The sequence below is a fragment of the Streptomyces sp. NPDC020983 genome (genome assembly GCF_044333485.1).
Taxonomy (GTDB): Bacteria; Actinomycetota; Actinomycetes; order Streptomycetales; family Streptomycetaceae; genus Actinacidiphila.
Map to the genome: position 1 here is coordinate 562,212 of NZ_JBIRRA010000001.1, position 10,375 is coordinate 572,586.

The 10,375-nt window shown below is 73.3% G+C and carries 10 protein-coding genes and 1 tRNA gene; 6 read left to right on the forward strand and 5 right to left on the reverse strand.

The genetic code is table 11. From position 1 onward, the window contains the following. Positions 1–39: 39 nt before the first annotated feature. Together ACH4SE_RS02635 and ACH4SE_RS02640 are read right to left on the reverse strand one after the other, a co-directional pair. Positions 40–546, reverse strand: coding sequence for an FHA domain-containing protein (locus tag ACH4SE_RS02635; protein ID WP_398541415.1), 507 nt, complete (start codon positions 544–546; stop codon positions 40–42). 10 nt (positions 547–556) lie between these two features. Further along, on the reverse strand, positions 557–1,468 hold the full coding sequence (locus ACH4SE_RS02640) for an FhaA domain-containing protein (protein ID WP_398541416.1): 912 nt from the start codon (positions 1,466–1,468) through the stop codon (positions 557–559). 449 nt (positions 1,469–1,917) lie between these two features. On the opposite strand from ACH4SE_RS02640, the gene ACH4SE_RS02645 reads away from it, so the two are divergent. Further along, positions 1,918–2,001: transfer RNA gene (locus tag ACH4SE_RS02645), tRNA-Leu, on the forward strand. A gap of 96 nt (positions 2,002–2,097) precedes the next feature. Here ACH4SE_RS02645 and ACH4SE_RS02650 read toward each other — a convergent pair. Further along, the gene (locus ACH4SE_RS02650) at positions 2,098–2,715 is read right to left on the reverse strand and encodes a hypothetical protein (protein ID WP_398541417.1); all 618 of its coding nucleotides are present in this window, start codon (positions 2,713–2,715) and stop codon (positions 2,098–2,100) included. A gap of 57 nt (positions 2,716–2,772) precedes the next feature. On the opposite strand from ACH4SE_RS02650, the gene ACH4SE_RS02655 reads away from it, so the two are divergent. Both ACH4SE_RS02655 and ACH4SE_RS02660 read left to right on the forward strand, forming a co-directional pair. Then, entirely contained in the window at positions 2,773–3,294 is a 522-nt protein-coding gene (locus ACH4SE_RS02655; RefSeq protein WP_398541418.1) for a PadR family transcriptional regulator, read from the forward strand. 115 nt (positions 3,295–3,409) lie between these two features. Next, positions 3,410–3,985 carry a TerD family protein gene (locus ACH4SE_RS02660; protein WP_398541419.1) on the forward strand — a complete coding sequence of 192 codons (576 nt, stop codon included), beginning with the start codon at positions 3,410–3,412 and terminating at the stop codon, positions 3,983–3,985. 60 nt (positions 3,986–4,045) lie between these two features. On the opposite strand, the gene ACH4SE_RS02665 is transcribed toward ACH4SE_RS02660, so the two are convergent. Further along, on the reverse strand, positions 4,046–4,486 hold the full coding sequence (locus tag ACH4SE_RS02665; protein ID WP_398541420.1) for a MarR family winged helix-turn-helix transcriptional regulator: 441 nt from the start codon (positions 4,484–4,486) through the stop codon (positions 4,046–4,048). Positions 4,487–4,579: 93 nt separating this feature from the next. Continuing rightward, complete coding sequence (locus ACH4SE_RS02670; protein ID WP_398541421.1) at positions 4,580–7,300, reverse strand: SpoIIE family protein phosphatase; 2,721 nt, start codon at positions 7,298–7,300, stop codon at positions 4,580–4,582. Positions 7,301–7,603: 303 nt separating this feature from the next. Here ACH4SE_RS02670 and ACH4SE_RS02675 point away from each other — a divergent pair, with 303 nt between their 5' ends. The 3 genes from ACH4SE_RS02675 to ACH4SE_RS02685 all read left to right on the forward strand — a co-directional run bounded on the left by ACH4SE_RS02675 (position 7,604) and on the right by ACH4SE_RS02685 (position 10,362). Further along, positions 7,604–9,028 (forward strand): DUF2252 domain-containing protein, encoded by a 1,425-nt coding sequence (locus ACH4SE_RS02675; RefSeq protein WP_398541422.1) that lies wholly within the window; start codon positions 7,604–7,606, stop codon positions 9,026–9,028. A 97-nt stretch (positions 9,029–9,125) separates the two neighbouring features. Continuing rightward, positions 9,126–9,962, forward strand: a complete 837-nt coding sequence (locus ACH4SE_RS02680; RefSeq protein WP_398541423.1) for a hypothetical protein — start codon at positions 9,126–9,128, stop codon at positions 9,960–9,962. A 67-nt stretch (positions 9,963–10,029) separates the two neighbouring features. Beyond that, positions 10,030–10,362: a rhodanese-like domain-containing protein gene (locus ACH4SE_RS02685; RefSeq protein ID WP_398541424.1), complete on the forward strand. Its 333-nt coding sequence runs from the start codon at positions 10,030–10,032 to the stop codon at positions 10,360–10,362. Positions 10,363–10,375 lie beyond the last annotated feature (13 nt).

Consider the following 10,375-nt stretch of genomic DNA (forward strand, 5'->3'; position numbering starts at 1 on the left):
CTCGCTCGCGCGTCGTGGCTCCGCTCGCTCATTGTGCGACTACTTCCGCAGCTCGATGACGGTCTTGCCGATGCGGATCGGGGCGCCCAGCGGGACCGGGGTCGGCGTGGTGAGCCGGTTCCGGTCGAGATAGGTGCCGTTCGTGGATCCGAGGTCCTCCACGATCCACTGTCCGTCGCGGTCCGGGTAGATCCTGGCATGCCGGCTGGACGCGTAGTCGTCGTCGAGGACGATCGTCGAATCGTGCGCCCGGCCGAGCGTGATCGTCTGGCCCTGCAGCGCCACCGTGGTGCCGGCGAGCGAGCCCTCGGACACCACCAGCTTGGTGGGGGCGCCGCGCCGCTGGCGGGGGCCCTGCTGCTGCGCCTGGGGGACGGCCTGCTGGCGCTGCTGCGGCGGTCTCGTCCCGGCCTCCCGGCGCCCGGCGCGCTGGGTCACACGCGTCCCGAAGAGGTCACTGCGGATGACCTGCACCGCGACGATCACGAACAGCCACAGCACGGCGAGGAAACCCAGCCGCATGACCGTCAGGGTCAGCTCTGACATTGGCCCCGCTTCACCCTTCGGCTTGCCGGTAGACGATGGTCGTGCTCCCCACGACGATGCGGGAGCCGTCGCGGAGCGTAGCGCGCTGGGTGTGCTGTCCGTCCACCACAATGCCGTTTGTCGACCCGAGGTCCTGCACGAGGGACGGCATGCCGACCCGGATCTCGCAGTGTTTGCGTGATACGCCCGGGTCGTCCACCCGGACGTCGGCTTCGGTGGAACGGCCCAGCACCATGGACTGCCTGGTGATCTGGTGCCGCGTTCCGTTGATCTCGATCCAGCGCCGCATGGACGCGCCGGGGGCGCCGGCCGGGACACCCGTGCCCGGGAGCCGGGTGACCGGTGCGGACGGCCGGGCGCCGCCACCGGGCGGCGGTGCGGCGGGCATCGGCGGCGCCGCCGCGGGGCGCGGCCCGGCGGTGGGCAGGGCCGGCGGGTACGGGGCGTGCTGCGGGGGATAGCCCTGCGGAGCCTGCTGGTAGGCGGCCGGCCGTGGCTGCTGCCGCTCCGGCGGGAACTGCTGGGGGTGCTGCGGGTGCTGGGACTCGCTGGACGCCAGGGTACGGCTGCGCACCCGGTAGAGCCCGGTGTCCAGGTCGGCGGCCCGTTCCAGGTGGACCTTGATGGACCCCATGAACGTGTAGCGCTGCTGCTTGGCGTAGTCACGGACCATGCCGGCCAGTTCGTCGCCCAGCTGGATCGCGTAGGGGCTCAGCCGCTCGAAGTCGGGGGTGCTCAGTTCCACGACGAAGTCGTTGGGCACGACCGTGCGGTCGCGGTTCCAGATCGTGGCGTTGTTGTCGCACTCGCGCTGGAGCGCGCCCGCGATCTCGACGGGCTGCACCTCGCTCTTGAACACCTTGGCGAAGGTGCCGTTCACCAGTCCTTCCAGGCGCTGCTCAAAGCGCTTCAGCACTCCCACGGGGCACCTCCCTCCTCGGGCCTTCCTCCGAGTCGAATCCGATACTGCTTACTGATCGTATCCACGCGCGGGAAAAACCTGTGGTTCCCCGAACGCCCTGGACAGGGCAGTGTCAACCCTCACACGCCCGCGCTTCCCCCCTCGTTCCCCTCGCCTCCCCTTGTCACCTTCACCCGCTCCACAGCGATGGTAGATCCGGCTCCGCACCAGCTGTCCCCTAGTGTCCCGCACGAGCGGCTACCCCCGCGTCGACTCCCGGAACCTGCCGTGTCCTTCGCGTCACCCTTCGCGTCACCTTCCCGCCGCCTCTCCCGGCCGCCTCCGCCCCAGGCCAAACGGATGTGATTCCACCCCTGACCCCGTGCTAACCTTCTGCATGTCGCAAGGCGCTCACCACCAACGGGCCGAACAGTCCACCGGATGTGTGAGAATCGAACGGCAGCACCCATGCGCGGGTGGCGGAATAGGCAGACGCGCTGGATTCAGGTTCCAGTGCCCGAAAGGGCGTGGGGGTTCAACTCCCCCCTCGCGCACAATAGTGAGCACTCGGTGTGCAAGTGTCGCCGGGATCTCATGGACCCCCGCTCCGGATCTTTCCGGGGCGGGGGTTTTTCGTGCTGCCCGCGGGATCAGGCGAGGCGGGCCCGGACGCGCTCCGGGTAGCGGGCGGTGAAGGCGGCGGGGACGGCGAATCCGGCTATCTGGACCGGGATCGTGACCGCGGCGCCCAGCCCGGCGGCGCCGGCCGCGGCGACCAGGGCGGCGGTGACGGTGAAGGAGGCCGCCCACGCCGTGCTCAGGACGACGTTGATCCGCAGGAACACCGGGTTGTGCCACACCTCTTCGGGTGTCTGGCGGCGGGCCGTGCCGAGGGTGAAGGGGCGGCGGACGGCGAGACCGGCCCATGCGGTGACCGCGAGCCAGCCGAGGGAGAGCGCGCCCGTCCAGTTCTGCACCGGGCTGCCGGTGCGGGCGAAGGCGAAGGCGGTCAGCGCGGCGAACCAGGCGAGGGTGCTGTACTCCAGTATCAGCGCGTCCCTCGCGACGCCCGCCCTGCGGTCCTGCACGACCCGCTGGAGCCCGAGGAGCAGTCCGGCGAGCGCGCCCCACTGCCAGCCGGCTGGCGAGACGGCGGCGAAGGCGATCCACGGGATGAAGCCGCGCAGGTAGTTCATCGTTTCCCCCTTGTAGGGCCCGGGCGTCGGTCTGGGATGCTGCTCGGGCTCGGCGCGTTCCAACTCTGACATGTCGAGAGTGGAAGGTCAAGTATTGACCTGTTGGATGTGGAAGGTAGGCTGTTCCGCATGAGTCTTCGCCATGCGGTTCTCGGGCTGCTCGCCGACCGGACGGCCAGCGGCTACGACCTGATGAAGCTGTTCGACTCCTCGCTCGCCAACGTCTGGCCCGCCACGCAGAGCCAGGTCTACGGGGAGCTGGGCAAACTCGCGGGGGCCGGGCTGCTGGAGGTCGCCGCGGAGGGCCCGCGCGGGCGCAAGGAGTACATGATCACCGAGCGCGGCCTCGCGGAGCTGCGCACCTGGCTGATCGAGACCCAGCCGGACCGTACGCGCCGCAGTGACACGCTGCTGCGCGTCTTCTTCCTCGGGGTCCTCAGTCGGGTGGAGGCGGTCACCTATCTCAGTCTCGAAGCCGACCGCGCCGCCGCCGAGCACGCCGAGCTCGAGCGGCTGGAGGCGTCCGTCGACTGGGGGGACGACAAGATCTCCGTGCACGGCCGGCTGGCCCTGGAGTACGGCCTGCGGCTGACCGCGATGCAGCAGGAGTGGGCGGAGTGGGCCCGCGGCCAGGTGGCCGAGCACGGCTGAGCGCGTACGGTGGCAGCCCGCCGGGAACCGGGGCAGGGTGGTGTCCGTTGGAGCCATTGGGCAAAGAAATCGTCAAGTGGCGCGGCCCGCGCCGGATTGAGCAGGGAGATCCACCATGGGTGTCAGCCTCTCCAAGGGCGGCAATGTCTCACTGACGAAGGAGGCCCCCGGTCTCACGGCGGTCGCCGTCGGCCTGGGCTGGGACGTCCGTACGACCACGGGTACGGACTTCGACCTCGACGCGAGCGCGCTGCTGCTCGACGCCTCGGGCAAGGTCGTCTCGGACAAGCACTTCGTCTTCTTCAACAACCTCAAGAGCCCGGACGGCTCCGTCGAGCACACCGGTGACAACCTCACCGGCGAGGGCGAGGGCGACGACGAGACCATCAACGTCAACCTGGCCGGCGTGCCCGCCGAGGTCGACAAGATCGTCTTCCCGGTCTCGATCTACGACGGCGAGACCCGCCAGCAGAGCTTCGGCCAGGTGCGCAACGCGTTCATCCGGGTCGTCAACCAGGCAGGCGGCGCCGAGATCGCCCGCTACGACCTCACCGAGGACGCCTCGACCGAGACGGCGATGGTCTTCGGCGAGCTGTACCGCAACGGGGCGGAGTGGAAGTTCCGCGCCGTCGGCCAGGGCTACGCGTCCGGCCTGCGCGGCATCGCGCAGGATTTCGGCGTCAACCTCTGACGCAGGGCCGCCACGGGCCCGGCGACCCCGCCCGCCGCCTCCACGGGGCGCGGGCGGGGCTCACGGGTGTGCGGCGGCGTCCGCGTTGTAGCGGACGAGGTAGCGGGCGAAGCGCTCCAGGTCCTCCGGGTCCCAGGCGGCCAGCCGCACCTGGATGGATTCCTGGCGGCTGCGCCGGGCGGAGGCCAGGACGTCCTTGCCGCCGGGCGCCAGGTGCAGCACCTGCACCCGGTGGTCCTTGTCGTCCACCCGGCGCTCGATGAAGCCGAGCTTCTCCAGGGCGGCGACCTGCCGGCTGACCGTGGACTTGTCCAGCATGTAGTGGCTGGCCAGATCGGTGGCACGGCAGCCCTGCTGCTCCTCCAGATGTGCCAGGATCGTGTAGGACACGAGCGAGAGCTCGGGGTGCATGCGCGCCGCGGTGGCCCGCGCGCGGCGGGCGAACGCGGTCAGCTCACGCTGGACGATGTCCAGGGACGACGACGACTCCCGGGCGTTCATGGCTGCGACTCCTCACACCGGTACTCCGGCCGGCCGGCCGTCCCAGGTCCGGTGACGGACTGCCGACCTGAAGTGTTGTAGAGTGCAACAATATCAGCTCGGTAGTGGAAGTTCGAACCACACGACCTTGCCGACCGCCTTGCGGCTCGTCCCCCAGCGCCGGGACATGTGCGACACCAGCGCCAGCCCGCGCCCCTCGACGTCGTCCGCCTCGGCGCGCTGCAGCTGCGGCAGGTTGTGGTTGTCGTCGCTGACCTCGACCAGCAGCTTGCCGACCCGCATCAGCCGCAGCTCGACCTCGTAGGACGCCGCCCGGATCGCGTTCGTGACCAGCTCGCTGACCAGCAGCTCGACGGTCTCGCTCATCCGCTGCAGGCCCCAGCACTCGAGCTGGCGGCGGGTCAGGTCACGGGCCCGCGCGACGTCGGACTCGTCGACCCGCAGCCGCCACTGCACCACGTCCCGCGGGGCGATGCCCTCGAACCTGGCGACCAGCAGTGCCACGTCGTCGCGGCGGTCCTCGGAGTGCACCCGCTGCAGGATCTGCGCGCAGACGTCCTCGGGCGTCTGCTGGGGTTCGATCACATGCGCGCACAGCGCGGCGAGTCCGGCGTCTATACCCTGGCCGCGCACCTCCACCAGGCCGTCGGTGCACAGCACCAGCCAGCTGCCGTCCGGCGCCGGGATCTCCACCGTCTCGAACGGCACCCCGCCCACCCCGATCGGCGCGCCGCCGGGGATCGCCAGCAGCTCGCTGCGCCCGTCGTGACCGGCCAGGACCGGCGGGATGTGCCCGGCGTTGGCGAGCGTGAGGGTGCGGTTGATCGGGTCGTAGACGGCGTAGACGCAGGTCGCGAGGTGGTCGGTACCCAGGCGGTGGGCCAGGTTGTCCAGATGGCGCAGCAGCTGCGCGGGTGGCAGGTCGAGGGCGGCCATGGTGATCACCGCGGTACGGAACTGGCCCATCACGGCCGCCGCCTGGAGGCCGTGGCCCATCACGTCCCCGACGATCAGGGCGACCCGCCCGCCCGGCAGCTGGATCGCGTCGAACCAGTCGCCGCCGACCTGCGCCTGGCGGTCGCCGGGCATGTAGTGGTGCGCGATGCGCACGCCGGGGATCCGCGGCGGCCTGGTCGGCATCATCGAGCGCTGGAGCGTCGCGGCCGCGCGCGACTCCAGCTGGTGCAGCCGCGCGTTGTCCAGGTGCACGGCGCCGCGGGCGGCGACCTCCGCGGCGGTGGCGGCGTCCCTCGCGTCGAAGGGCCGGCGGCCCGGACCGCGGACGAAGCACACCCGGCCGAGGACGGTGCCACGGGCGGTGAGCGGCGCGAGGATCAGCGAGTGGCCGGCCAGCAGGTCGCCGATTCCCGGAACGCCCAGGTCCGCGGCGATGTCGGGGGCGAGCGAGGGGTCGACGACCGGGACGAGGACGGGGTCGCCGAGCCGCGGCATCGCGTCCTGTGCGGCCAGCGTCAGCAGCTCGCCCTCCGGGAGTGCCGATTCCCAGGCGGGCCACCTCGCGGCGGGCTCGGGCCGGCGGGTGAGGGCGATCCGGCGGACCACGACGCTGTCGGCCGCGCGGTCGTCCTTGAGCGGTTCGGTGTCGGAGAAGAGCTGGTCGACGACGAGCACGCTGGCCAGGTCGGCGAAGCGCGGGACGGTGACCGCGCACAGCTCGCGCGCGGTCAGCCGCAGGTCCAGGGTGGAGCCGACGACGGAGCCGGTCTCGCGCAGCAGCGACAGCTGCTCGTCGAGCGCGCTGCCGGGGGAACTGCCGCGCCGCGCAGCGCGGGCGGAGGGGCCGGCCGCCGCGCCGGGCTGCGCCGGGGGCCCGGCGGAGTGCCCGGATCCGTCGGGGTGGGGCGCCGCGGACGCGGGGGAGACGGGGCGGGGCCGGTCGGGGGACGGCGGCGGTACGGCGGTGAGGGCCGAGGCACTCGAACGGTCGCCGCCGTGGGTGGCCGAAGGCCGTCGCGGAGTGCCGGTGCCCCGGGCGGCGGCCGGGTTCGGGCGGGAGCCGGGCAGCAGCTCGCGACGGGCGGATCGGTCGGCGCGGGCGGCCGCGGCCACCTGGGCGTAGTCCTGCGGGGTGACGGGGAGCCGGACGCTGCCCTCGATCTCGATCGCGGGGTGCCCGAGCGGGGCGATCTGCCGGACGATGCGGTCCAGCCGGCCGGGGCTGACGCCGGGCAGTACGGTCCCGAGCCGGGCGGTCAGCGCGTGGCCCTGCGCGGGGTCGGGCGCGGGGGACAGGACGGCGGCGACGGCGATGTCCTGCCTGCGCGGGCCCTCCGCGGTGTAGGGCAGCAGCCTGCCGCCGACCGCGATCCGCAGCCCGCCGGTGCGCAGCGGCCTGCCGTGCGTGGCGACGGCGAGCAGGCTGCGCCCGCCGGGCTCGGTGATGCGGTACGTCCACCACAGCACGTCCTTGACGGTGCCCTCCCGGTCGGCGGCGGCCAGCGCGCCGGCCCAGGCCGGGGCGGTGAGGTCGTCGAGGACGTCGAGGGTGTCCTGGCGGGCGGTGCCCGAGGTGGTGTGCAGCGCGCCGGCGGCGGTGCGGGCCGGGGTGAGCAGGCCCGAGGCGCGGTGCCCGAAGACGTGCTCCCAGCGGTGCCCGAACAGCTCCTCCGCGCCGCGGTTCCAGTACGAGATCCGGCCGTCCGGATCCACGCACAGCACGGCGAGGCGGAGCAGCGCCGTCATGCCCGGGACGCTGCCCGGCACCTGCGCGGCGCCGCTGCCGAACGGCCCGGCGGTGCCCCGTACTCCCGGTGCGGCGGCGGGCGGCGGCGTGCCGTCCGCCGCGGGGCGCACTCCGGCTAACCTGCGGTCGGCCGGCGGCGGGACCTCCGGCCCCGGCCGGACGGCGGTACGTGCCCGGTCGTCGCGCTGTTCCTCGGGTGTGGGACGTTCCGTGTGGTCATCTGCATCGGTGGCTGCGGGAGGCCCGCTGCTGTCGTCCAACGTCGTGCACCTGCGGTTCGCCGCTGAGTAGGGTCCTCTGGGTCCAAGGCAAGCACGGATCGGGCGACGGGGGCGACCGAATAGCCGGATTGACCCCCGCTGTGGGTTACATCACGTCTTGTCCGCTGACGCGGACGGCTGGGGGGAGTTGTCGTGCACGCACGGGTGCCGCAGGTGACGGGGTTCGCGCGCTGGCCGCACGAGCGGTCGGCGAAGCAGCAGGGCAAAGCGGTGCGCGAGCGCGTGCCGAGGGCCGTCTTCGGCCGGCCGGAGCTGTGGACGTGGCGGGAGCGGGACGGCCGCGCGACGGCGGGCGGCGGGGGGAGCGCGGCAGTCGCCGCGGTCGAGGAGTCCAACGCCGGGCGGATACCCGGGCTGGTGGCGCTGCGCGTCGGGCGGATGGCCGCGAGCCCGTTCGCCTTCCTGCGCGGCTCCGCCGGGCTCATGGCCGCCGACCTCGCCGACCGCCCGGTGACCGGTCTCGCCGCCCAGATCTGCGGCGACGCGCACGCGGCCAACTTCGGCCTGTACGGCGACGCCCGCGGCGGCCTGGTGATGGACATCAACGACTTCGACGAGACCGCGCGCGGCCCCTGGGAGTGGGACGTGCTGCGGCTGGCGGTGTCCCTGGTGCTGGCCGGAAGGGAGGCGGGCGCGGCCGAGGACGTCTGCCGGGCGGCTGCGTACGACGCCGTCGGCGCCTACCGGCGCACGATGCGGCTGCTGGCGAGGCTCCCGGTGCACGAGGCGTGGAACGCCATCGCCGACGAGCGGCTGGTCACGCACGCCGGCGCCCACGACCTGGCGGGGACCCTGGAGCAGGTCTCGGCGAAGGCCCGGCGGAACACCGGCGCGAGGTTCGCGGCACGCTCCACCGAGGCGCTGGAGGGGGGAGCGCGGCGCTTCACCGACGCTCCGCCGGTGCTGCGGCGGATACCGGACGCGGAGGCGGCGGCCGTCGCGGGCGCGCTCGACGGCTACCTGCGCACGGTCGGTGAGGACCGGCTGCCGCTGCTCGCGCGCTACGCCGTGCACGACGTGGCCTTCCGGGTCGTCGGCACCGGCAGCGTGGGGACGAGGTCGTACGTGGTGCTGCTGCTGGACCACCTGGGGGAGCCGCTGGTGCTCCAGGTCAAGGAGGCGCGGCCCTCGGCGCTGCTGCCCCACCTCGTCAGGGCCGGATTCGCCCCCGAGCCGGTGGAGCACGAGGGGCGCCGGATCGTGCTCGGCCAGAAGCGGATGCAGGTCGTCAGCGACCTGCTGCTCGGCTGGACCGACGTGGCCGGTGTGCCGTACCAGGTGCGGCAGTTCCGGAACCGGAAGGGCAGCGTGGACCCCGCGACCCTGCCGCCGGGGCTGCTGGACGACTACGCGCGGATGACCGGCGCGCTGCTGGCCAGGGCGCACGCGCACAGCGCGGATCCGCGTGCGGTGGCCGGTTACTGCGGCAAGAGCGAGGAACTGGACGACGCGGTGGCGGCCTTCGCGGTGGCGTACGCCGACCGGACCGAGGCCGACCACGCCGACCTGCTGGCGGCGGTCCGCGGCGGGCGGCTCGCCGCGGAGACGGAGGGCTGAGCCCCTGCCGTCCGGCGCCGGCCCGGGGGCGTGCCGCCGGCCGCCCCCGGGCCGGCGCGTTCGGCATGCCCGCCGGGACAGGGCCTACGCTGTCCGGGTGACGAACACCTTCGGAACCGAGTCCGCCGCCGCGTCCGGCCCCGCCGCCGTGCCCGGCGCCGCGTCGGCCGGGCAGGAGCGGCTGGCGAAGGCGGTGCGGGCGGCCGAGCAGGCGCTGATCGAGTTCGAGATCGCGGTGGAGACCTACCGGGTCGAGGTGGAGAACTTCTCGCGGCTGCACCACCAGCGGCTCGGCCCGATGTACGCGCGCCTCGACGAGCTGGACGCGCTGATCGCCGAGGCGGTCGCCGCCCACAGCGGGGACCGGGCGGACATCGAGCGGGCCTGGGAGGCCCGTGCCCTCGTCATGCCGATGCCCGGCGTGGAGGAGCTGTTCGGCGGCCTCCTCGGCTCGGACGGTGTGCGCCCGGTGGAGGACCCGAACCCGCCGCGCCGGGTCCGGCCCGGCAAGGAGGCCCAGCGGCTCTACCGCGAGCTGGTCCGCAAGGCCCACCCCGACCTCGCGCAGGACGACGAGCAGGAGAAGGAACGGCGCAGCGCCTTCATCGCCCGCGTCAACGAGGCGTACGCCTACGCGGACGAGGAGGCCCTTCAGGCCCTGGCCGCCGAGTGGGAGGCCGGGCCCGTACCGCTCGCGGACCTGCCGGGCGAGGCGGACGTCCTCTACGCCCGGCTGGAGTGGCTGGCCGAGCGCAAGGAGATGCTCTCGGCGATGGCCGCCGAGCTGGACGAGAGCGCCATCGGCCAGATGATGCGGCTCTCGCCCGACGATCCGGACGCGCTGCTCAACGAGATCGCCGAGCAGCTCCTCGGCCAGGTCGCCCAGCGCGAGGCCAGGCTCGCCGAACTCGTCCGGGACCCCGGCGACGGCTGAGGTAGCTTTGCGGGAGCCCTTGCCCACGCGTCACCGCGCTCTCCCGCGCCCCAGGAGGCCGAGCCCGATGTTCCGTTCCCAGCTGCCCGCGGTGGACGCCGCCGCCGTACCGGCCGACGCCGTCCTGCTCGACGTCCGTGAGGACGACGAATGGGCGGCAGGCCATGCCGAAGGTGCCGTCCACATCCCCATGGGCGAGATCGTCGCCCGGATCGACGAGGTGCCGGACGGTGCCCCGCTGCACGTCGTCTGCCGCGTCGGCGGCCGCTCCGCGCAGGTCACGCAGTATCTGATCGCCCAGGGCCGGGACGCGGTGAACGTCAGCGGCGGCATGCTCGACTGGGAGGCCGCGGGCCGCCCGGTCGTCACCGGCGACGGCGCCGCGGGCTTCGTCGTCTGACCGCTCCTCCGGC

Excerpts from the sequence above, each read along its gene's own strand:
- ACH4SE_RS02635 (WP_398541415.1), bottom strand. The coding sequence starts at position 546 with ATGTCAGAGCTGACCCTGACGGTCATGCGGCTGGGTTTCCTCGCCGTG.
- ACH4SE_RS02650 (WP_398541417.1), bottom strand. The coding sequence starts at position 2,715 with ATGTCAGAGTTGGAACGCGCCGAGCCCGAGCAGCATCCCAGACCGACG.
- ACH4SE_RS02655 (WP_398541418.1), top strand. The coding sequence starts at position 2,773 with ATGAGTCTTCGCCATGCGGTTCTCGGGCTGCTCGCCGACCGGACGGCC.
- ACH4SE_RS02660 (WP_398541419.1), top strand. The coding sequence starts at position 3,410 with ATGGGTGTCAGCCTCTCCAAGGGCGGCAATGTCTCACTGACGAAGGAG.
- ACH4SE_RS02665 (WP_398541420.1), bottom strand. The coding sequence starts at position 4,486 with ATGAACGCCCGGGAGTCGTCGTCGTCCCTGGACATCGTCCAGCGTGAG.
- ACH4SE_RS02685 (WP_398541424.1), top strand. The coding sequence starts at position 10,030 with ATGTTCCGTTCCCAGCTGCCCGCGGTGGACGCCGCCGCCGTACCGGCC.